This is a genomic window from Cobetia sp. 14N.309.X.WAT.E.A4 (assembly GCF_030397495.1).
Taxonomy (GTDB): Bacteria; Pseudomonadota; Gammaproteobacteria; order Pseudomonadales; family Halomonadaceae; genus Cobetia; species Cobetia marina.
In genome coordinates this window covers 673672-696966 of record NZ_JAPNXT010000001.1, presented here as the reverse complement: position 1 = coordinate 696966, position 23295 = coordinate 673672, and the positions used below count along the sequence as shown (strand labels likewise).

13 protein-coding genes and 1 pseudogene are annotated in these 23295 nt (G+C 54.4%); 9 read left to right on the top strand and 5 right to left on the bottom strand.

The annotated features are described in order from the left end of the window. Positions 1–413 precede the first annotated feature (413 nt). From OW493_RS02965 to OW493_RS02950, 4 genes are all read left to right on the top strand, one after another. Entirely contained in the window at positions 414–2453 is a 2040-nt protein-coding gene (locus OW493_RS02965; RefSeq protein WP_289863178.1) for a sigma-54-dependent Fis family transcriptional regulator, read from the top strand. 549 nt (positions 2454–3002) lie between these two features. Next, a complete protein-coding gene (locus tag OW493_RS02960; RefSeq protein WP_289863177.1) occupies positions 3003–3992 on the top strand; it encodes a DUF1852 domain-containing protein in 990 nt (329 codons plus the stop codon). Positions 3993–4089: 97 nt separating this feature from the next. Continuing rightward, positions 4090–5124, top strand: coding sequence for a methionine synthase (locus OW493_RS02955; RefSeq protein ID WP_107335139.1), 1035 nt, complete (start codon positions 4090–4092; stop codon positions 5122–5124). A 273-nt stretch (positions 5125–5397) separates the two neighbouring features. Next, a complete protein-coding gene (locus OW493_RS02950) occupies positions 5398–5925 on the top strand; it encodes a flavin reductase family protein (RefSeq protein WP_289863176.1) in 528 nt (175 codons plus the stop codon). 392 nt (positions 5926–6317) lie between these two features. Here the strand turns inward: OW493_RS02950 and OW493_RS02945 are convergent, their stop codons facing one another. The 4 genes and pseudogenes from OW493_RS02945 to OW493_RS02930 all read right to left on the bottom strand — a co-directional run bounded on the left by OW493_RS02945 (position 6318) and on the right by OW493_RS02930 (position 10473). Continuing rightward, complete coding sequence (locus OW493_RS02945) at positions 6318–7364, bottom strand: hypothetical protein (protein ID WP_289863175.1); 1047 nt, start codon at positions 7362–7364, stop codon at positions 6318–6320. A gap of 78 nt (positions 7365–7442) precedes the next feature. Beyond that, positions 7443–8459 (bottom strand): annotated as a pseudogene (locus tag OW493_RS02940) (IS30 family transposase). 134 nt (positions 8460–8593) lie between these two features. After that, positions 8594–9367, bottom strand: coding sequence for a hypothetical protein (locus OW493_RS02935; RefSeq protein WP_289863174.1), 774 nt, complete (start codon positions 9365–9367; stop codon positions 8594–8596). Between the two features lie 413 nt (positions 9368–9780). Next, positions 9781–10473: a hypothetical protein gene (locus OW493_RS02930; RefSeq protein ID WP_289863173.1), complete on the bottom strand. Its 693-nt coding sequence runs from the start codon at positions 10471–10473 to the stop codon at positions 9781–9783. 675 nt (positions 10474–11148) lie between these two features. On the opposite strand from OW493_RS02930, the gene OW493_RS02925 reads away from it, so the two are divergent. Then, positions 11149–14040 carry a DEAD/DEAH box helicase gene (locus tag OW493_RS02925; RefSeq protein WP_289863172.1) on the top strand — a complete coding sequence of 964 codons (2892 nt, stop codon included), beginning with the start codon at positions 11149–11151 and terminating at the stop codon, positions 14038–14040. 81 nt (positions 14041–14121) lie between these two features. Here OW493_RS02925 and OW493_RS02920 read toward each other — a convergent pair whose 3' ends face one another. Then, a complete protein-coding gene (locus OW493_RS02920) occupies positions 14122–14535 on the bottom strand; it encodes a hypothetical protein (protein ID WP_289863171.1) in 414 nt (137 codons plus the stop codon). On the opposite strand from OW493_RS02920, the gene OW493_RS02915 reads away from it, so the two are divergent. The 4 genes from OW493_RS02915 to OW493_RS02900 all read left to right on the top strand — a co-directional run bounded on the left by OW493_RS02915 (position 14497) and on the right by OW493_RS02900 (position 23255). Beyond that, complete coding sequence (locus OW493_RS02915; RefSeq protein ID WP_289863170.1) at positions 14497–19302, top strand: hypothetical protein; 4806 nt, start codon at positions 14497–14499, stop codon at positions 19300–19302. The genes OW493_RS02920 and OW493_RS02915 overlap by 39 nt on opposite strands. Positions 19303–19444: 142 nt before the next feature. Beyond that, the gene (locus OW493_RS02910) at positions 19445–21304 is read left to right on the top strand and encodes a hypothetical protein (RefSeq protein ID WP_289863169.1); all 1860 of its coding nucleotides are present in this window, start codon (positions 19445–19447) and stop codon (positions 21302–21304) included. Beyond that, positions 21304–22029 (top strand): OmpA family protein, encoded by a 726-nt coding sequence (locus OW493_RS02905; protein WP_289863168.1) that lies wholly within the window; start codon positions 21304–21306, stop codon positions 22027–22029. The genes OW493_RS02910 and OW493_RS02905 overlap by 1 nt, the downstream gene beginning before the upstream one ends. Beyond that, positions 22026–23255 carry an HNH endonuclease gene (locus tag OW493_RS02900; RefSeq protein ID WP_289863167.1) on the top strand — a complete coding sequence of 410 codons (1230 nt, stop codon included), beginning with the start codon at positions 22026–22028 and terminating at the stop codon, positions 23253–23255. The genes OW493_RS02905 and OW493_RS02900 overlap by 4 nt, the downstream gene beginning before the upstream one ends. Positions 23256–23295: the final 40 nt, after the last annotated feature.

The window sequence follows — 23295 nt, the reverse complement described above, 5'->3', positions numbered from 1 at the left end:
TCCGCGTGTTGTTGGATGTTGTAGTCACGCCCTCCATCCAAGGCATCAAGCATGCCAGCTTTGTCATGCACGACAGACAATGCTCGTAAGCACCTGTCGTGCATGACAAATATTCGCCACTACCGCATCACCACCCTCATCGTCTCGCTGGGCGTTTTACCTTCTTCGTGACAACTGGACGCCGTACGCCTGACACGTCGCGTTACACCTGTAACGCCCCGACCAAGGATGCAGGATAGGGCGATTGACGCTCCCGCCACACCGCATACGCTTGAAGGAGCACACGCCGCTTTTGCTATGGTCCCTGTCGTGACAACTGCGCTTGCCACTTTCACAAGCGCCATAGTCACTTTCACAAGCGCCATCGCCACAACCAAAAGAGCCGTCTCGAGACGGCCAGCGCCGAGGCAGCCATGATCCGCCAACTCGACACGATGCCGTCCGACAAGCGGCAGCATATCCAGACCCTGATGCAACTGGGCGAAGGCCGCGACGTATTCCCCAAGGCTCAGCGAGATGTCATCCGTCGCTCCTGGCAGCGCTGTCTGGAGAAATATCAGCTCGACCCCAGCCGCCCTCGCCCGGTCCGTGTTCTTACTCAGCAGGCACTGCGCGATCACCAGGAATCGGCGGATGAGCTGCTGCACGTGGCGCGTGCCGGGGTGGAGCGGCTCTATAGCCAGATCGCACAACATGGCTATGCGCTGATCCTCACGGATCAACGCGGTATCGCGGTGGATTTTCGCGGTCAGCGTGATCAATTGAGTGATCTGCGGCGCGCCGGTCTCTACCTCGGCTCGGACTGGAACGAGCGCTATGCCGGCACCTCGGCGGCGGGCACCTGTCTGCACGATGGCGCAGCCGTCACCTGCCATCAGCGTGAGCACTTCGATGCTACCCACATCGACCTGACCTGTACGGCGGCCCCCATCACCGATCCCCAGGGGCGTGTAATCGCTGCCCTCGACATCTCGGCGCTGAAGTCGCCCCGCCCGCAAGAGAGCCAGACCTTTGCCCTCTCCCTGGTCACCCTGCATGCCCGCATGATCGAGGATGCCTACTTCCTGCATCGCTATCGGGATTGCCTGATCCTGCGCTTCGACACGGCGCGGGAATTCGTGCACCTGAATGGTCGTGGCCTGTTTGCCATTCAGGAAGATGGCAAGGTAATCGCTGCCAATCACGAAGGCCGACGCCTGATCGATGCGCATCTGGCGCGCTGGCCACCGTGGACGGTTTCTACCCTGCCCGCCGTCACGCAACTGTTCGATGGGGAGCTCAATGAGCTGTTGAGCATTCCGCACGCCAGCCTGGATCAGATTCGCGCCTTCCGTCTGCGGGCGGATGACGCCATCGTCTTCGTGACGCTGATCGAGCCACGCGGCTATCCGGTGCGGGCCCTCCCCACCGTCAGTCAGCAGGATGACCCGGTGCCCGAGCTAGACCAGCTCGCGGGAGATGACCCTTCCATGCACCGGCTGCTCAAGCTGGCGCGGCGCATGCGCCATGAGAATGTGAGCATCCTGATTCGTGGTGAGACGGGGACCGGTAAGGAAGTGTTGGCGCGGGCACTGCATGACAGTGGGCCACGCGCCAAGGCGCCCTTCGTGGCGGTGAACTGCGCTGCCATTCCGGAATCGCTGATTGAAAGTGAACTCTTCGGCTATCTGCCGGGCGCCTTCACGGGAGGAAGGCCCAAGGGCATGCGTGGCCTGATCCAACAGGCCGACGGTGGCACACTGTTCCTGGATGAGATCGGTGACATGCCGCTGCCGCTCCAATCACGCCTGCTGCGCGTCCTCGCCGAGCGGGAGGTGTCGCCACTGGGGGCCGAGACGCCCATCAAGGTGGATATTCGCGTCATCACTGCCACGCATCGTGATGTCATGGAGCTGATCGCCAGCGGGCAATTCCGCGAAGACCTCTACTACCGACTCAACGGCGCCGAACTCCTGCTGCCCGCGCTACGTGAGCGCGCCGACCGCCACTACCTCATTCGCAAGCTGCATGCGGAGCTGCAAGCTGAACGTGACCAAGCACTCCATCTCCGCGCCGATGCCATCAGTGCGCTGTTGAGTCATCACTGGCCGGGCAACATACGCCAACTGCGCAATGCAATTGCCTTTGCGATGGCCACCGCGGAAGGCGATGAAATTACCCTGCATGATCTGCCGGAGGCCTGCCAGGCCAACACCGGCAGCGCCCGCGGGACAACCAGTCCACTTGCCGCTTTCTCCCCCGTTGCATCCAGCGGTTCCTCAAGCACTGGCTCTCCAACGTTCGCATCTGCGGAGGCTGGGACAGAGGCAGGCGAATTGCTCGAGCTGTTGCGCCACACGGATTGGAACGTCAGCCAGGTCGCCCGCCAACTCGGCGTCTCGCGGCCTACTATCTACCGCCGCATGCGCCGCCATGGCCTGGTGTCACCTAATCATCAGCCGCTCGCCTCATGAACCCACTGCATCTTAATAGCCGAGTGTGAAGAGCATGAAGAGTGCATGAGGATGTCGTGCTCTGAAGCGTCAGGTACCTGCCACACACGCTGGCCCGAGCGGAAGTTTGGGCTAGCTTGTGCTTTCCATTCTTTCCCCTCTTACCCCTCTTTCCCTTCTTACCCACTCCTCACGTCAACGTCTCTGCGGCTCACGTTACTCACGTACTGAGCTCGCCTACCCCGCTCGATTCGCCTGTTTTTCAGCGGCAAACATGACGCCCGCCACCACCATGAATTTCACTCAACTTGAACATTAAAAAATCCAGTTTGTCTCATGGAGCTGGGAAATGGATACTCACCTGCATCAGATCGTTGATGAAGACTTCCCATGGCGCTGCACTTCACCGCCGCCAGAGCCTTCACACGGAACGTGATGGCGAGCAGCGTGCCTCTCCCGGCATGGATGCATTCTCACAGAGAGCAACCCGCTCGAGAGACGCCTGAAAGATCACGGGAAGATGTCGACGACACAGTGAATTTTTCTCTCTCAGGATCAAGGTGAACGGCCATGAGCAACGAATTCGGTTTCAGCATCAAGAGTCTGCGCTTCGACGAGAACTACGTTCCGGCGGAAAACACCCGCCTGACCACCAACTTCGCCAACCTGGCGCGTGGTGAGAGCCGTCAGCAGAACCTGCGCAGCACGCTGAACATGATCAACAACCGATTCAATGCGCTGGCCAACTGGGACAACCCCAAGGGCGATCGTTACTCCGTCGAGCTGGACATCATCTCCGTCGAGCTGAATCTCGATGCCGCGCGTTCCGACAACGCCCTGCCGATCATCGAGATCCTGCAGACCACCATCGTCGACCACCAGACGAATCAGCGCATTAACGGCGTGACCGGCAACAACTTCTCGTCCTATGTGCGCGATTATGACTTCAGCGTGCGTCTGCTGGAGCACAACAAGGGCAAGGAGTCCTTCAGCGTGCCGGAGCAATTCGGCGTACTGCACGGCAATCTGTTCCAGGCCTTCGTGGGTTCCCCCACCTACAAGGAATGCTTCAAGAAGCCGCCGGTCATCTGCATCAGCGTCTCCACCACCAAGACCTATCAGCAGACCGAGAACGTGCACCCGATCCTCGGGGTGGAATATCGCCAGGACGATTATTCCCTGACCGATGCCTACTTCAGCAAGATGGGCCTGAAGGTGCGCTACTTCATGCCGCCGGGCAGCGTTGCGCCGCTGGCCTTCTATCACACCGGCGACCTGCTCAACGATTACAGCAATCTGGAACTGATCAGCACCATCAGCACCATGGATACCTTCCAGAAGATCTATCGTCCCGAGGTCTACAACGCCAACTCCGTGGCCGGCAAATCCTATCAGGCGAGCCTTAAGCAGCAGGACCATTCACTGACGCGCATCGTGTACGACCGCGAAGAGCGCAGTCAGCTGGCTATCGAGCAGGGCAAGTTCGTGGAAGAGAGCTTCATCAAGCCTTACCAGAACCTGCTCGAGCAGTGGTCAGCCAACTGGTCCGCCAACCGATAAATTCATCATTGGTCAGCTCACTGATCCGCAAACAGCGCGCGCTGATCGACGAACGACATTCACTATCTGAACCATTCCAAGGACAAGGTTATTCATCATGACGAGATTACTCCCGACCTCCACCGCTGGCAGCCTGCCGAAACCGTCCTGGCTCGCCGAACCGGAGGTCCTCTGGTCCCCCTGGAAGCTCGAAGGTGAGGCACTGGTCGCGGGCAAGCAGGATGCCCTGCGCGTCTCCCTGCAGGAGCAGCAACACGCCGGGATCGACATCGTCAGCGATGGCGAGCAATCGCGTCAGCACTTCGTCACCACCTTCATCGAGCACCTGAATGGTGTGGATTTCGAGAAGCGCGAAACCGTCAAGATCCGTGATCGTTACGAGGCCAGCGTGCCGTCCGTGGTCGGCCCGGTCTCCCGCCAGAAGCCGGTGTTCGTCGAAGATGCCAAGTTCCTGCGCTCGCAGACCGACCAACCGATCAAGTGGGCACTGCCGGGGCCGATGACCATGGTCGACACCCTCTTCGATGGCCATTACAAGAGCCGCGAGAAGCTGGCATGGGAATTCGCCAAGATCCTCAACGAGGAAGCCAAGGAACTTGAAGCGGCGGGCGTCGACATCATCCAGTTCGATGAACCGGCCTTCAACGTGTTCTTCGATGAAGTGAATGAGTGGGGCATCGCCACGCTGGAGCGCGCGATCGAAGGCCTCAAGTGCGAGACCGCCATCCACATCTGTTACGGCTACGGCATCAAGGCCAACACCGACTGGAAGAACACCCTGGGCTCCGAATGGCGTCAGTACGAAGAAGCCTTCCCCAAGCTCCAGCAATCCAACATCGATATCGTCTCGCTGGAGTGTCATAACTCTCACGTGCCGATGGAGCTGATCGAGCTGATCCGTGGCAAGAAGGTCATGGTCGGTGCCATCGACGTTGCCAACAACACCATCGAGACACCGGAAGAAGTCGCCGAGACCCTGCGCAAGGCGCTGCAGTTCGTGGATGCCGACAAGCTCTACCCCTGCACCAACTGCGGCATGGCCCCGCTCTCCCGTGAAGTCGCCCGCGGCAAGCTGCAGGCACTCAGCGCCGGCGCCGCCATCGTGCGCAAGGAACTCGAAGCGCAGCGCTGATCGCTTGGCCGAGACAGAGCACGGGCTAGGACACAGCACTGACAGATAGCGCCAGGCTAGTTCCGAACCGAGTTGGCCCGACGATAGTGCTCAAGAGTAAAAGCAGCTGCGGCTGATATCGCCGCAAACAAAAATGGCCATCGTGAAGGATTCACGACGGCCATTTTTTCATCACTCTCACCTTTGTCACTCAAGCACCCAGTTCCGCGCTATCGCTGCAGCCCCTACCCGACGGCTGATCATTACCACCTCCCCACTCTCCCAGGATTTGCCATGTCACTCCCCGACACCAAAGCTGACATCCATTCAGACACACCTATCGACCCCGCCAGTTTCCGTGAAGCCCTCGGCCACTTCGCCTCCGGCATCACGATCATCACCACCCAGGTCGACGACGAACCGATCGGCTTCACCTGCCAGTCGTTCTACAGCGTCTCGATGAATCCGCCGCTGGTCTCCTTCAGCGTCAAGGCAAGCTCGTTCAGCTACCCGAAGATCCGCCAGGCAGAGCGCTTCGCCGTCAACATCCTCTCCAGCGAACAAAGCCATATCTCCAACCAGTTCGCCATGCGCGGCGCGGATAAATGGCAAGGCATCGACTGGCAGCTCTCCCCCCTCGGCAACCCGGTCATCAATGACAGCCTGCACTGGCTCGACTGCAAGATTCACGCAGAGCACCCCGCTGGTGATCACCTGATCGTGATCGGGGAAGTGAAAGGACTGAATCTGGATGTTGCGGGGACGGCGCAGCCATTGTTGTATTTCAAAGGGAAGTACGGGGATTTAGCTGTAATAGAGTGACATTTTATAGAATTCAGTGTGCACCCTAAACTAGGTCTATATCTTGGATTCATAGAAAAAGCAAAACACTTTGGTTCGTCCGCTAGAAGCGAGAGGACCAACACCGATACCCTCTTACTTTACTGACCAAAGTGCAGCAGAGCAGGAGCTCCCAACAACTGGCCCAGACGCAACGATACCAGATTCATGCGCATCGTAATGTAGGATTGAGCCGATGCAAGAGCGCTATATCACTTAGGATATGTTGTTCGTGAGTTATATCGCAACGCGTTCGATAAATACCACTATCTAGAACGCACCCAATAATATTTTGCCCTTGGCCGAAGGTTCTGAGTGCAACACCTGAGTTTCTCTGTAAGGTATTGCGCTCAGAACCTTCGGCCAAGCTGTCATTATCGAGCCACATTACTTCTATAAATAAAATCGCTTATGTTAGGGGCAGGTATCTCTAATCTAATTGATCTTGCTTTTTCATCAAGACCATAATAGTCCAACATATTGCCGTATAAGACACCTACTACTTCAGTCATAAAAATATCTTGGTACTCATCTTTAACATGCGTATATATACTAAAAAGATCAAGTGAAAGGCTTTCGCTTCTAAAGAAAAAATCTCTATCGCTATCGATATCATTTACCTCAAATGATTTTCCATAAATGTACTCCAAATAACAAATCTCTAATTCATCTATACTCTCGGGAAAACGCTCTGTAGTGCGAAAATAACATAGTAGCATTTCATGCAATCTTGCTTCAAACTCCTTACTGTCCAGTAGATACATATAAAATTTATGCGAATCATCATTAATTGAAAAAAATCTATTAACGCTATCTTTGTCTACGTGCTTGATTCTTAATGCATGGCACTCTGTATATTTATATTGAATAAGATGAAAGTGCTCATGAGTTATAACCGCTTCGACAACACATTCAGCTTGTTTAGGAATTCTCTTTGAATATATAATGATTACATCTTCATCAACTGCTGAATTAAAACTCCCAAGAACTCTACTGGACATTACTCGTCTATACACTTGACGAAAAACAGTATAAATGGAGCGCAAAAATAAAAAACCACTAACAATGAATAACACTCCCAATATTACAGGAAGTAAAAATATCTTTAAGAATATATTTAACTCAAGAATTTCAATCTTATATCTCTTTATAGCTGAAGAAACACTTTTACAGTCCAAATCAAAATCTTTAATCAGATGACCATTTTCTTTACCCATCATTACTTTAAAAATAAAAGCATACTCCGCGTAAACACGTTTCAACTCATAACAAAAAAGTGACAAACCACTTACTTTTTTTATCGAAAATTTTTCATTATTAAACAAACAATTTTCATATATCCATGTCGTTCCTAAAAAATCTTTACGCCACTGTTCTCTCGTATCAAGCTCAATGATTTTATTTTTAAATTTGTTTTTCATATTTTCCATTCTATGAAATAGTAGGCGGATGCAAACGCTGAGTTTAACACGGCAGATGCAAGCTCTGAGTGTGACACCCTATTGAATTGAGGGTGGTGCTTCATTGTGCTTTGCCATCGGTTCATTCATCACCTCGATAGGGCATTTGAAGTCGAAGCGTTTTCGAGGCCGCATATTCAGCTCGAAGGCAATGGCATCCAGCTCTTCCTGACTGGTCAGTGACAGATCCATTCCCTTGGGGAGGTACTGGCGAATCAGGCTATTGATATGCTCGTTGCTGCCTGTTTGCCAAGGGCTGTGAGGATCACAGAAGTAGATGGCGACGCCAGTATTTTGCGTGATAGCGGCATGCCTAGCCATTTCTCACCCTTGGTCATATGTCAGAGTTTTTCGTGCTGCCAACGGCATTCGGTTCAGGGCGGCACTGAAGCCCTCTACAGCAGAAGTCGCGGTCGCATCATGCATCATTGCCAGTATCAAGTATCCGCTACTGAGATCTACGAGAGTGCCAACCGCTGAGGTATTTCCTTTGCCCTTGATCAGGTCGCCTTCCCAATGCCCCGGCATCTCGCGTTTGTCCACCTCGGGCGAACGAAGGTGAATGCTGACCATGTCGGGGATCTGACCTCGACGATCCGTCTCAACACGGCGAGGCTTAAGCGTACTTTTTCCGTGCCGCAGGCAATGGATGAGCTCTTTGCGCAGTTGCCCAGCCGGCAGTGCGTAGATGGCGGTTTAAATTGCCTCGCGACAGACGTAGGCGTCTTCAAGTTTAGGTAGGTTCATGTGTCGCAGCTTGCCGGCGGTCTGCTCCGGAGACAAGTAGCGCCGAAGAAGGTACTCAACAAGCCTGAACCGCTCGCTATCGATGGTTAGCTTTATTTTGGGCCGGCAAAAGCGCCGACGCTTGAATCGTGACGCTTGCGCGCGTTCAGCCCGGTAGTCGTCACCCAAGATACTATTTCGGCGAATTTCTCGGCTGATAGTGGAGGGGGAGCGACTCAGGCATCGAGCAATAGCTCGAAGGCTTGAGCCTTGAGAGAGGCAAACCTGGATAGTGGCACGATCGGTAACGCTGAGTTCTGAGTGTGACATGAGCGCAATACCTTACAGGGAAGCCTAGGTGTTTCACTCAGAATCTACGGCCAATCCCTATAATAAATCACAGTGCTATTAAACAATAACCGCTTACTAAAAAATCAAATTATAAATTATCGACAGCATACCTTTTATAAATCAATACATTCATCTTCCCCTAAAGATAAAACAACTTTAGATCCTGTTAAGACTTTATAAGCTTCATCGATAGAAGTCACACTATGCCCGTGAAATCTTGACAGCTTATAAGCAGCTTTATACTTTGCCACATCATGCAATAACCCAAGACTATGATTAACATCTAGTAAAGTAATTGCCTTATAAAATGCTCTCCTTCTTTCTATAGCCTCTACTTCAGACATATATTTAAACTTTAGCTTCAATTCATCCTGATTAAGTACAATATATGTTTCTTGCGATAAACCAATATCTTTAAAATCAACGTTTTTTACTAATTGTCGCTTACCTTTTTTTAAGCTTTCATCACGCATAGTATAATGTAGGCTTAACGATGGTGAAGCAAAACCAAGACTCTCCTGGTTTAATTTAAATGTCAAAAATTCATGATCATCAGGATCTAGGTTTATTATTTTATCTTCAAAGCTATAGAATAAGCTTGAACAAGACCAATGAACCCTACCAACATCTAAAACATTATAACCTCCAACTTCCTCTTTCAGTAATAACTTTACTCTAGAATCAATTTCGCTTAGTAACGACTCTAGTCCTTTAATATTTTCTGAAGAACAACTTGAAACTTGCTCAGGACTAATATTCCTTTTCCATACGTCATTAGTCACTATATCCTTCAACACAAAAATATAATGACTGATGCAAGATGGATCAATATTAAAAATATAATCAACAGAAATTTCTTCACCTGAGCATCTAATCAGATAGGACATAAAAATCTCCGTTACACTAATGACAAATATCTATTACATTTCATAAAAATATTGGCATCAGTATGTAAATATTCGATTTTATCATCACAATCCCGTCCATTACTTCCCGGGACTAAACACCTAACGCAGACGTCGATTCAATCCACATAATGACGTGCATGGGTCTGGGCCACCTGTGGTAGCTCATGCTCAGCTTCACTTGGTCGGTAAGGCATAGAGGGTACCGGCGCTGACCCTCCTACTTCTATCGAGTGTTCCAAGGCGCTGTACTTATTCTATGGTTCCGGGAACTTTAGGAAAAAAGTACGCACTTATTATCTCATGATGACGAAAAGCAACAACACAACAGCCGCTAGTATCAAAAATAACGTAACCATGCTTACCTCCATTATAGTGGTAATGAGATTTTCTATCTAACGTTTCTTCTTCCAATTAGTCTCAGCTTGCTTTATTATCTCGGAAGCTCCTGCTTGCATGCTGTCTTTAGCGGACATGGCAATATTAGATTCATGTAAATTAGAAAACTCTGACTTCATTGTCAGAAAAAAATCATCTAGCGCCATTTTGGTTTGAAACCATACAGAGATTACAGATAATACCAGAAACAATAATCCCCAAGCTGCAAGCATTTCTGATGAATTCAACATATTATAACCGCATAAAAGTACGATAATAATCCAGCAATATCCAGCTATGGCTCTAATGCCTAACCATCCCAATAGTAGCGCTGACATCAAACCAATATTTATGATCGTATTTGAAAAGTCCCCTTCTACACCAACAGCCAACTGTATCCATGCTGAGAACAAATATAAATTAATCACAAAAAATAAAATGGATGCAATAGACATATTTCTATAGGCTATTATCTTTCTGAGATATAAAGGAACAAGCATTCCCAAGGCAATAAGGCCATGAATCAACCCAGGAATATTAAAAACAAGCTTGTTATCAAGCTTCAGAAAAAATACCGGATTAAACAAGAGCTCCGCTGTAGTCAAAGTGTCATAATAAAAACAGCCTAACAAGAATGCCAAAATGCCAGAAGTCAAAGCAATCAACTTCTGATGATTGTTGGAAAGTTCGCTCTCTGATAACTTTATCATTTTATATCCCACTGTCCTGTTAGCGATTTCGATTAGCGCGCCATATCAATACAACACACCTAGAAAATGCTCATAAACACACTTTAATATTTAAAATTACATCAAACTTATACAGTATTAAAATACGATCTAGGATGAGCATAAATATATCAGCGCTATATATATCGACATGATTATACTCGGCTCACGATCCCTCTTACACACATCAACTAGTAATACTTAAGCAGTCGCCAGTTAGTTAAAATTTTACGTTAAACAATTTCCAACGCCATATAGAAAACAATTAAAACAGATCGCACGAAACTTACAGCACTCGCTTTCCCCTCACATGTCTTAGCTCTGCAGAACCACGGCTACCGCAGTGCTCACAAGAAGCACATCAGTGTTAACTACAGCACGTAACCAATATATGATAATGTGCAAAGAAACGACACAAGCGTCGCACAATCGAGACGAAAGGGTAAGCACCGTCAACATGCGACTATACTACCCTCCTGCTTGACATCATGGTCATTAGCCCAGTGACTGCGGCGCTCGAGAGACATCCAGCAAGAGGAAATGTGCTCCGCATTTTCAGTCACACTGAATGAATCTACAGCCTGACGTGCCAAGTCAGCGCCCTGCTACCCTGTTAATCAGATATCGCTAAGCAACACGTCACACAAGGAAGAAGGCATGAGTCAGCCACAGTACGCTCCGGGGATGCGCCTGGAGATTCGTGATGCCGAGTGGCGCCTGACCCGAATGGATCACAGCAGTGATGGTGAGTACGTTCTCCACTGCACTGGTCTTTCGGAGCTGGTGCGTGGCAAGGAGGCAAGTTTTCTTACCCGGCTTGAGCCCAGCATTCGCGTGCTCGCCCCTGAGAAGACAGCCTTGGTAGATGACCTTTCACCAGGCTTCCGTGCTGGCTTGTTGAACCTGGATACACAGTTGCGCGCCACTGCGCCAGCTGATGATGCCGTTCAGCTCGGTCATATGGGTGCCATGGATACGCTGGACTTCCAGCTCGAGCCGACTCGTCAGGCACTGCGCCAGCCGCGCCAGCGCATCCTGATCGCGGATTCAGTCGGTCTGGGGAAGACATTGGAAGCCGGCGTCCTCACCAGCGAGCTGATTCACCGTGGCCGCGGCAAGCGCATTCTCGTGCTTGCCGTGAAATCCATGCTGTCCCAGTTCCAGCAGGAATTCTGGAATCGCTTCACCATCCCGCTGACACGACTGGACTCCGTGGGGCTGGCACGTGTGCGTCGCCACATTCCCAGCAACCACAACCCCTTCCACTACTATGATCGGGCCATCGTTTCCATCGATACCCTTAAACAGGACCTCGAGTACCGTCATTATCTCGAGCAGGCCTACTGGGACATCATCATCATCGATGAGGCACATAACGTTGCCGAGCGCGGCAGTCACTCCCAGCGTGCGCGTCTGGCCAAATTGCTGGCGACACGCTCGGACACCCTCATCATGCTCTCGGCCACGCCGCATGACGGCAAGGCGGAAAGCTTCGCCAGTCTGGTCAACATGCTGGACCCCACCGCCATCGCCGATGCCTCGAACTACGCGCACGAGGACTTCCGTGACAAGGGGTTGGTCATCCGCCGTTTCAAGAATGATGTCCGCGACCAGCTGGGCGAATTCCCGGACCGCGAGATCGACAAGCATTTCGCGACCGCCAGCCCGCTGGAAGAGCGAGCGTATGACCTATTGATGGAGACGCCCTTCCAGAGCCTGGATGGACGTGGCCGCCAAGGGCTCTTCCGCACCACGCTGGAGAAAGCCCTGTTCTCAAGCCCGGCTGCCTGTACCAGCATCTTGACCAATCGACTCAAGGCGCTTGGCAAGCGCGAGCAATCCCCTGAGCGTGATGCCGACATCGAGAACCTCGAAACCCTGCGCGATGTCATCTCGGAAATCACTCCCGACAAGTTCGGCAAATATCAGGCGCTGTGTGAGCTGATCGGCAAGAAAGCCGGCCAAGGGGGGCTGGGGTGGAGTCGTGCAGAAGACGACCGTCTCGTCATCTTTACCGAAAGCCTCAAGACGCTCGACTTCCTGCGCGAGCATATCGAGCGTGACTGCGGCCTCAAAGCCAAGCAGATCGGGGTGCTAAAGGGGACTGACAGTGATCGCGATCTGATGGCGACCGTCGAGAGCTTCAATCGCGGCGACAGTCCGCTGCGTCTGTTGCTGTGCTCCGATGTCGCCTCCGAGGGGATCAACCTGCACCACCTCGCTCATCGCATGGTGCACTTCGACATCCCCTGGTCGTTGATGGTCTTCCAGCAACGCAATGGCCGTATCGATCGTTACGGCCAGCGCCATACGCCCCAGATTCGCTACCTGCTCACCGAGAGTGACAACGCTCGCGTGCGCGGAGACCAACGCGTGCTGGAGGTGCTGATCGACAAGGATGACCAGGCCAGCCGCAACATCGGAGACCCCTCCGAATTTGCCACCGGCCTGACCCAACAGGAGCAGGAGGACAAGGTCGCCGAGGTCATGGCGGCCGACTCCACCAGCGATGCCGGCCAGAGCCTCTTCGAGGGACTGTTCGACTTGGACAACCCCATGGAAGACACCCTGGCTCAGTTCACGCCGGAAGTGGTCCCGGCTGCTCCGGCCAAACGCTCACGAGGCCTCTATGAGGACACTCTGCACTGGGCGGACCACGCATTGCGTTGGCTGGATGCCGAGATGCGCGACAACCATCAATCGCTGCAGATGCAGGTTGACCGCAAGGCGCGACGTATCGAACTGACCGCCCCATCGGATCTCCGCCAGCAGCTCAAATGGCTGCCACGTGAGATTCGCCCGGCACACGATCGTTTCATCCTCAGCGATGACATCGACACGCTCAAGCGGCACTTTGCACTGGCACGTCAGGAAGATAGCCCGTGGCCAAGCGTGCAATACCTGTGGCCATTGCATCCGGTGATGCAGTGGCTGCGCCAGCGTGTCCTGAATGCCTTCGGGCGTCATAGTGCGCCCGTCATTCGTGTGCCATCGGTAATGGCCAAGAACGAAGCGCTCTATATCCTGCATGGCGGCTATCCCAACAAACGCGGTCAGAGCCTGATGGAGGCCTGGATCGCCGTGCCCGCCACCCTGGTAGAGGGCAAATGGCAGGCCGGTACGCCGGAGGCTCTCGAAGAGGCACTGGAACGCCTTGAACTGAATCCCGAAGCCCTCCCCAACCCGGGAATAGAAGGCGATACCCGTGCCCTCGCCGCCGCGCTGCCCGCGGTGGTGGATCGTGCCCGCGTGCAACTCTTTGCACTGCGCAAGGTACGCGAGAACGAACTGAATGAACGTCTCAACGTGCAGATGAGCGCCATGGATGACCTCAAGAAGCGCCATCACCGCCAGCTGGACCTGACGCTTGAGGGCAGTCGAGAAGCCGCCGGTCGCAAGCAACAGCGCCGCGACGAGGCCACAGCCAACATCGAACGTACCTTCGATGATTACGAGGCCTGGCTGGAAGACACCCAGATGCTGGAGTCGCTGCCCTTCATTCAGGTGGCTGCCGTTCTGACGGGCGAGCCCGCGACAAGGGCCAACTAGCTCTCAGCATGCAAGACGTCTGGCCAGTCGCCTCTCTGGCAAACCGGCCAGCCGCGTGAGACAGACCATCACAAGATTCGTCTATTCAATATTGCGCCCGGCCACTCGCGCCGGGCACAAGGCAAGGAAAGCATCATGGCCTACGCCGGGATCAGCAACGAGAACGAGTTCTACAGCGAGCACTACCTCGCGGACATCTTCGAATCCAACATCTCCGACGTGCTGGAGCGCTGGAAGCAGCAGGCCAGCCAGGACGACACCCGCACGCCGTGGAGTGCCCTGAGCCGTCGCGGCCACCAGCACCTGCGTGACATCGAGCAGCTGGAAGGCCTGCGTGGTGCAGACGCCAATGCACGTGTTGCCGCCGCGCGAGCACTGAATGCCCCGCTGCTGTCGATTCTCGGCTACCACGCCGCGCCCAGGCGCCAGCTGCTGTCGGATGACTGCGAAATCCCGTTGCTGGCCGAGCTGACCAACGCCGATGGCCATCCGCATCTGTGGGTCGTCGAAGCCTTCTCGACAGAGGCTGCCGAAGGCGACCCGCTGGAGGCACAGCCGCACCCGGCGCAGTACCGCACCACCAGCGAAGGTCGCGATGAAACACCGCTGCCGGAGGCCATGAGCAAGCGTCTCGCTGACGGCAAGGCCAACTGGCAGGCGTTGATCTCACGGGACATCTTCACGCTGGCTCGTCCGCCGCGCTGGGTACTGCTGGTGTCACCGCGTCAGTGGATTCTGATTGACCGCGCCCGCTTTGCACGTGCCCAACTGCTGCGCTTTGACTGGGTAGAGCTGCTCGGCCGTCGTGAAGACCCGGCCCTCAAGGCCGCGAGCGTGCTGCTCTCCCGCGAAGCCATCAGCGAAGAAAGCGGCCAGAGCCTGCTGGACACCCTGGACGAGAACGCCCACAAGCACGCCTATGGTGTCAGCGAAGACCTCAAGTACGCACTGCGCGAATGTATCGAGCTGCTCGGCAATGAGGCCGCCCGGCAACTGGTCGAGAAAGCCCGCAGCCAGAAGAAAGGCATCTACTCAGGTGCCAACGAGCTGGACCCGGACGAGCTCTCTCGCGAATGCCTGCGTGTGATGTATCGCCTGCTGTTCCTGTTCTACATCGAGGCCCGCCCGGAGCTGAACTACGCTCCGGTCGCCAACAGCATCTACCTGAACGGCTATTCGCTTGAACGCCTACGCGAGCTCGAACTCACCCCGCTGACCAGCGAACGTGAGCGTCAGGGCAGCTACCTGCATCACTCCATCACTCAGCTGTTCACTCTCGTCTACGAAGGGGTAAACACTGGCCACCAGATGGACATGACCCAGGCGATGAGCGCGCGCGATGGTGCATCGGCCTTCGAGATGAGCCCCCTGCGCTCGCACCTGTTCGAGCCGGCCCGCACGCCACTGCTGAATCAGGTCGTGTTCCCCAACTACCTGTGGCAGCGCATCATCGAGCTGATGTCACTCTCTCGTGCCAGTGGGCGCGGCAAGCGCCGTGGCCGCATCAGCTATGCACGCCTGGGCATCAACCAGCTGGGTGCTGTCTATGAGGCACTGCTCTCCTATCGTGGCTTCTTCGCCACCGAGACACTCTTCGAGGTCAAGAAGGCCGGCGAAGCCAACCCGGATGCCCTGGAAACCGGCTACTTCGTGCCGGAGCACGAGCTGCATCACTATGCCGAGAACGAACGCGTCATGCTGCGCAACGAGCATGGCGAGCAAGTCCACAAGCGCCATGAGCGCGGCAGCTTCCTCTATCGTCTGGCCGGGCGTGACCGTCAGAAGAGTGCCTCCTATTACACGCCGGAGGTCCTCACTCGCTCATTGGTCAAATACGCCCTCAAGGAGCTGTACCGCGAGCAGCTGGAGCCCCTCGCCGATGACGCCGCCCGCGCCCGTCATATTCTCAGCCTCACCCTGTGCGAGCCTGCCATGGGCAGCGCCGCCTTCTTGAATGAAGCGATTGACCAGCTGGCCGACAAGTATCTCGCCCTGGCCCAGAGTGCCGGCCTGGCACTGGATGAGACATCACTGACAGGCGAGCGGACCACTGCAGGCCACAGTGATGCCAACCTTGGCGCCATCAGCACTGACACCGACACCAGCACAGCAGCCCAGGGACACCGCATCTCTCAGGCCGAATACGCTGCCCACAAGCAACGCGTCAAGATGTATCTGGCGGACCATTGCGTGTTCGGGGTCGACTTGAACCCGGTCGCCGTGGAGCTGGCCGAGGTCTCGCTGTGGCTGGCCGCCCTCTCCGATGACCGCTTCGTGCCCTGGTTCGGCTTCCAGCTGCATAACGGCAACTCATTGATCGGCGCACGCCGTGAGAGCTACCCCGCCAGTAGCCTGCCCCTCAAGGGCAACAACGCCGGCAGCTGGTTGAAGACGGCGCCCAAGGCCGTACCCTTTTCGCTCGAATCACAGGCGGCGCTCGAATCACAGACAGGGCTTGAGCCACAGACGGCGCCCGAACCTACGCAAGAGACAGCCGGTATCTGGCACTTCCTGCTGCCCTTCGACGGCATGGCGGCTTATGACGACAAGGTCGCCAAGACGCTCTTCCCGGAGCAGATCAAGGCGCTGAAAGCGTGGCGCAAGGACTTCGTCGCGCCCTTCGCGCAAGAGGAAATCGCACGTCTCGAGACACTCAGCCGCAAGGTCAGCGCACTATGGGATGAGCACGCCCGTGAGCTGCATCGTCTGCGTGACAACACCTCAGACCCCTACGCCATCTACGGCCAACCGGCCAAGGGTCGGCGGAGCAGCATGGCCGACAAGGACGCCGCCCATCACGCCATCAGCCGCCCGGAGCAGAACAATGCCCCCGCCTATCAGCGCCTGAAACTGGCGATGGATTACTGGTGTGCGCTGTGGTTCTGGCCGCTGGAGGAGCACGAAGCCCTACCCTCACGCGCCGAATGGCTGTTCGATCTTGAAACACTGCTGGCCGGAGACACCCTCGGCCAGGGCCCGACCACCGCCACGCCGGATCTATTCTCATCAAGTCTCGCCATCAGTCAGCCCGACGGCACCTATGATGTCGAGCAGGAAGGCCGCTCCTTCGTCGACCGCTTCGGCGTCGTCAATCGCGACCTGCTGCTCAAGGCGTGTCCACGTTTTGCCATGGCGGCGAATATTGCCGAGCGCGAGCGCTTCTTCCATTGGGAGCTGGAATTTGCCGATCTCTTCGCCGGCCTGCACAACGGCCGCCAGGGCTTTGACCTGATACTGGGGAACCCGCCCTGGCTCAAGGTGGAATGGGAAGAAAGCGGCGTGCTGGGCGATCACCAACCACGCTTCGTGCTGCAGAAGTTCTCGGCAAGCCAATTGAATACACTGCGCGAACAGGCCATGCACGAACATCCCGGCCTGCAGGATGCTTGGCTATCTGATTACCAACAGTCGGATGCCACCCAAGCCTTCCTCAACCATGTCAGCAATTACCCGCTGCTCAAGGGTGTACAGACCAATCTGTACAAATGCTTCCTGCCGACCGCCTGGCGGCTAGGCAATGACAAGGCGATCTCCGGCTTCCTGCATCCGGAAGGTATCTATGACGACCCTAAAGGTGGAACACTCCGTGAAGCGGTGTATCCGCGTCTGCGCGCGCATTTTCAATTTCAGAATCAGCGCATGCTTTTCCCAATTGGGCATCGCGTAAAATTCAGCATTAATTTATATAACTGCACTCCTAAAAGTTCTGTAAATTTCGGCAACATTGCAAACCTGTTTATGCCCAAGACCATTGATGAAAGCTTTACACACTCAGGGCAAGGGATCATAGGAGGCATCAAACTCGACGATGGGAGTGATTGGAATGAAAAAGGCCATAAAGATCGGGAAATTCTCGTAGATGCAGAAGCTTTAGAACTGTTCGCAAAACTTTATGATAGCGAAGGGACGCCTGCACTCAAGGCACGCTTGCCGGCTCTACATGCTCGTCAATTGATCGAGGTCTTGGAATGCTTTGCCCGCCAACCCAAGCGTTTGGGTGACTTGAAAGGCGAATATATATCGCTCGAAATGTGGCATGAAACGAATGCCCAGAAAGATGGCACCATGCGTCGCGAAACACGCTTCCCGCAATTCAGCCAAGAGTGGGTTCTCAGCGGTCCACACTTCTATGTCGGTAGTCCGTTCTACAAGACACCCCGTGCTGTTTGTACCGAAAAAAGTCACTACGATGTGCTGGATCTCACCACCCTGCCCGCTGACTATCTGCCGCGTACCAACTACGTGCCCGCCTGCGATGCGGAAACCTATGCTGCCCGCACGCCGCGCGTCAGCTGGGTGGAAGAAGGCGAGAGTGAGTCGAGAAAAGTGACGGAGTATTATCGTAGCGTATTTAGAAAAATGATCGGCTCATCTAGCGAAAGAACCTTATCCGGGAGCATAATACCACCTGCAACAGCTCATATGGATGGATGTTTTTCAATTACTTTTTCTGATGCCTTACAGCTTATAGATTTCACTGCAGCTTGTAGCTCATTACCTTTTGACTTCTATATAAAATCCACAGGGAAGCAGAATTTTCGTGATGATACTGCACGATATTTACCCTTACCAGCGCTAAGCACTTCAGGCCGCGCAAGATTAGCTTGCCTCTCTACCATAACTGAACTCTATAGTAATTTTTGGGAAAAGGTATTCAACTCCAGCTTTACTCAGCAACAATGGGCTAGCACCAGCCCGATGCTAGATCACGACTTCTTCGCCAAGCTGACCCCGGAATGGCAGCGCGATTGCGCCCTGCGATATGACTACGCCCGCCGTCAGGCATTGGTGGAAATTGATGTGCTCGTGGCACAGGCGCTGGGCATGACCCTGGAGCAGTTGATCACCATCTATCGAGTACAGTTCTCGGTGATGCGCCAGAACGAGGCCGATACCTGGTACGACGCCAAGGGCCGGATCGTCTTTACGCCCAGCAAGGGACTGGTAGGCGTAGGCCTGCCGCGCAAGGCACGCAAGGCAGAGCTGAATGAAGGCATTCACTACTCCATCGCATCACCGGAGCTGACCGAATACGGTATTGCCCTGGGCTGGGAGGACATCCAGCACCTGGAGCAAGGCGTCGTCCGCAAGACCTATCAGGATGACACCCTGCCCGGCGGGCCCTATGAAACCACGGTGGAGTACCACGCGCCCTTCACTCGCCCAGACAGAGAAGCGGATTACCGCGAGGCATGGGCCTTCTTTGCGTCAGAGATGGGCGATAAAGACACAAACGACATCGCAGTGAGTGAATCGGGCTAGCGTGACGGTAACACCTTGATCGCCCCGTACTGAATGCATGCCACACACCGTATTTCACGTAATAACAGCCGCTGTCGGCCCCCCCGTCAGCGGTTGGCACCACTTGGACAAGGCCCAGAGAGGCCCGCAGGGAGCAACCAACATGATTGAACTGATATCCAGCCATCTGGAAGGCCAGCTGTACGGCAGCAATGCCGATACCATCACCGGTATCTTCTGCTGGGCAATACTCGTGATCGGAATAGTCGCCCTGATGTGTTATAGGCAGGACAAGGCGCGCAGCTTTACCCATTACACCCCTAACCTGCTCACCTCGCTGGGCATGCTGGGGACGTTCATCGGTATCGTCATTGGCCTGTTGCACTTCGATACCACCAATATCCAGGACAGCATCGCCCTGCTGCTGGATGGCTTGAAGACCGCCTTCATGACCAGTCTGTTCGGCATGGCGCTGGCCATGGTCTACAAGGTCACCACCGGTCTGAAGTTCATGCAGCCCAAGACGGATGTCGCCTCCGGTCCGGATGAAGTCGGCCCGGAGCACATCCATCAGGTGATGCTGCAGCAGAATGAGCAACTCGCTCAGCAGACCGCCAATCTGGAAAAGCTGCACCTGGTGATTGCCGGCGATGACAGCGACACCCTCACGGGACAGATTCGCCTGTTGCGACAGAACCAGGATGACAATCACAAGGCGCTGGTGCGCGAGGTAGACCGCCAGTCCACCGCCGCTGAAACCTTGGGTGCCCACGCTGAAGCCCAACGTCAGCGCTTTGACGCCTTCGCGCGTGAGCTGAGCGAGCAGATGCATGAGTTCGCCGAGATGATGTCGAAATCCGCCACCGAGCAGGTCATCAATGCCCTGAAGGAAGTCATCCAGGACTTCAACAACCAGCTGACGGAACAGTTCGGCGAGAACTTCAAGGCACTGGATGCTTCGGTGAAGTCGCTGGTGGAATGGCAGGAAAACTACCGTCAGCAGCTGGGCGAGATGCGTGATCAGTACGCTCAAGGCGTGACGGCGATCACCGATACCGAAAAGAGCGTCGCCAACATCAGCTCCAGTGCCGGCGCCATTCCGGAAACGATGTCAGGTCTGGAAACACTGCTGACCGCGACCCAGCGCCAGCTGGCAGACCTCGAAGCCCACCTCGCCGCCTTCGCTGACATGCGCGACAAGGCCATCGAGGCGGTGCCGCAGATCAATGCGCAGGTCGAGAAGACGGTAGCCGATATTTCCCAGGCCGCTCTCAATGCCGCAACCCAGCTGGTCAGCGGGGGTGAAGAACTCAAGAAGGAACTGGTCGATGGCACCGCCAGGATCAACGCCGAGATGATCGAAGGCGCCTCCGGCCTCAACGAACGCTACAACAGCGTTCACCAGTCACTGCAAGGCACCTCTGATCACCTTGCCACCCAGTCCGAGCAGATCGCCGGTCAGTTCCGTGACGCCCATGAAACCGTCAATACGCAAGTGCGCACGATGGTCGAACACCTCCAGCAGCAACATGAAGCCATGGGCAAGAATATTACCGAAGGCAATGAGCGTATTGCTGAGCAATTGTCTGAAAGCTCCGCGCGCTTGAGCGAGACGCATCGCAAGGGAATCGAGATTGCGGAACAGCAAGTGACCTCCCTCAGCGACAAGCTGGGCGAACACTCCACTCAGCTGACCCGCCAGCTAGGCGAAGCCGGAGAAACCAATCAGAAGCAACTGCGCGAAACGCTGGAAAGCGGCCTGAAGCAATATCAAGGCCAGCTGAAAGCGGCCCAGGAGCAACTACAGAGCGCACTTAATAAAGTATCTGAAGATACTCAGAAATCACTCAATGGCCAGTTTGAGACACTCAATAAAGAAACACAGGTTCAACTCCTGAAAGTCATGAATGAAATGGGAAGCGCACTGACAACCATTACTCAAGGCTTCACCAATGATTACGGGCGCTTGACCAACGAGATGCATCGCATCATTCAGCAGGCTGACAAGGAAGGAGCCTTCTGATGAGTCGTCTTGATGCCGTCTTCGGTCGTGGCAGCGCGGCCGGTAGCGAAGAGGAACACCATTGGCTCAGCGTCTCTGACTTGATGGCTGGGCTGATGATGGTGTTCTTGCTGATCGCCGTCGCCTTGATGATGCATGCCAATCAGGTACGCCAGGGAGTCACCGATGTCGCCAAGGCCTATCAGGATACTCAGGTCGCTATCCTGAGGGCCTTGCAGGATGAATTCTCGGATGACCTCTCGGGCTGGGAAGCAGAGATAGATCCTGAAACGCTGGCTTTCACCTTCCAGTCACCGGAGGTGCTGTTTGCCACCGGCTCGGCCAGCCTTCGCCCACGCTTCGAACAGATTCTGAGCGATTTCTATCCGCGTTATCTCAAGGTGCTTGCACCTTTCAAGGACAGAATTCAGGAAGTACGTATCGAAGGCCACACCTCCAGCCGCTGGAACCATCGTGTCAGCGATGACGAGGCTTACTTTCTGAACATGCAGCTCTCGCAGGACCGAACGCGTTCCGTGCTGGGATATCTTTATCAGCTGCCAGAGACACAGGCTGACAAGTCATGGGTCAAGCAAACAACCGCTGCAGTCGGCTACTCCTCGGCCCATCCGGAACTGGATGAGAATCAGCAGGAAAATGCCGAGCGCTCTAGGCGTGTCAGCTTTCGCATTCTGACCAATGCCGAAAGCCAGATTCGCGCGATTCTCGATGAGGTCGGCCAATGAAGCTGGAGATCGATCTTGGACAGCTCTGGAGCAATGTCAACAAGATGGGACGGGATAAGGCCAAGATAACGCTTGAACCAGCTCCTGTTAATACTGGCGGCTCTGGCAGCCCTAACGGCTCTGGAGGCTCTGGCGGCCCTGAAGGTGATGGAGGTGGTAGATCACGCCAAAAGCACGAGCCTGCGGTGCCTATTGAGGGCGGAGCATTATCTGAAGAATCTTTCAAGATTGTGGAAGGTCCTGGTGGCCTTCTTCAGAAAGATGGCCAGCAGATCATGATGTATATGCCGGGCCATTACCCGGAACGTTTCGAGAAAGCTCTACAGGATGGTAACGACGGCAACCGTATGCATGTTGCCTTCTGTATACACCTGGAAAAGATGAAACAGAATGGGAATTACGATACCAAGTACTTCGCGACCCAACGGATTGATGATCAATTCTCTATTCATGACAACAAAAGCGATCGCAAGGGCCATGCTGCTCTGAAAGTCTGCAAATATTGTCTTAACAAACTCAACTACGACGGCTATGCCGTACCCGGGCGCGGCAAGGGAGCCATCTTCAAGGACTTCTCCTTTGAGGCTTTCTTCGAACGCTATGCATCATTCTTCTCTTCTCATCCACTACGTGAAGTCCCGAGAACCCCACAAGAGAAAGGCTACACGAAAGATTGGGCGGAGGTTTCACGTCGATATCGTGCGTCACGCAATTACTGCTGTGAAGAGTGCACGGTAGACCTCAATGACTACCAGTACTTGCTTCATTCTCATCACGTCAATGCCAATAAGCAGGATAATCGTAACGAGAACCTGCGTGCGCTTTGCATTGATTGTCATAGCAAGCAGCCCTATCACGACCACATGCTGGTGAGTGTCGAAGACCGACACTTGATTGCACAGCTGCGCCAACGCCAGAACATGCCTGCGCCTGCAAATTGGAGTCATGTGTTCGACCTGGCAGACCCCGGCATGAACGGTGTGATGCATTTCCTGCAGCACAATCATGCCCCGATACCGGTGGTCGGGCAGGACATTCAGGATGAGAGCGAAGCTGTCGTCGCCACCCTGGAGCTAGCATGGCCTACTGCGCAACTCGCGATTGCGATTACGGTCGAGGATGCTGTAGCCGCCCGCCAGCAGGGCTGGAACATTTTCTCTGTGGAACAGGCGCTGGCCACGCCGGAGCACGTGTTGGGCGCACTACGCCAATCACGCTTTACGTGACGTGATTTAATAATACAGCTGAACCAGATAACGAAGGACA

Bases quoted from the DNA above. Each gene is read 5' to 3' on its own strand.
- OW493_RS02965 (WP_289863178.1), top strand. From the start codon at position 414: ATGATCCGCCAACTCGACACGATGCCGTCCGACAAGCGGCAGCATATC.
- OW493_RS02960 (WP_289863177.1), top strand. From the start codon at position 3,003: ATGAGCAACGAATTCGGTTTCAGCATCAAGAGTCTGCGCTTCGACGAG.
- OW493_RS02955 (WP_107335139.1), top strand. From the start codon at position 4,090: ATGACGAGATTACTCCCGACCTCCACCGCTGGCAGCCTGCCGAAACCG.
- OW493_RS02950 (WP_289863176.1), top strand. From the start codon at position 5,398: ATGTCACTCCCCGACACCAAAGCTGACATCCATTCAGACACACCTATC.
- OW493_RS02945 (WP_289863175.1), bottom strand. From the start codon at position 7,364: ATGAAAAACAAATTTAAAAATAAAATCATTGAGCTTGATACGAGAGAA.
- OW493_RS02935 (WP_289863174.1), bottom strand. From the start codon at position 9,367: ATGTCCTATCTGATTAGATGCTCAGGTGAAGAAATTTCTGTTGATTAT.
- OW493_RS02930 (WP_289863173.1), bottom strand. From the start codon at position 10,473: ATGATAAAGTTATCAGAGAGCGAACTTTCCAACAATCATCAGAAGTTG.
- OW493_RS02925 (WP_289863172.1), top strand. From the start codon at position 11,149: ATGAGTCAGCCACAGTACGCTCCGGGGATGCGCCTGGAGATTCGTGAT.
- OW493_RS02920 (WP_289863171.1), bottom strand. From the start codon at position 14,535: ATGCGGATGGCCATCGGCGTTGGTCAGCTCGGCCAGCAACGGGATTTC.
- OW493_RS02910 (WP_289863169.1), top strand. From the start codon at position 19,445: ATGATTGAACTGATATCCAGCCATCTGGAAGGCCAGCTGTACGGCAGC.
- OW493_RS02905 (WP_289863168.1), top strand. From the start codon at position 21,304: ATGAGTCGTCTTGATGCCGTCTTCGGTCGTGGCAGCGCGGCCGGTAGC.
- OW493_RS02900 (WP_289863167.1), top strand. From the start codon at position 22,026: ATGAAGCTGGAGATCGATCTTGGACAGCTCTGGAGCAATGTCAACAAG.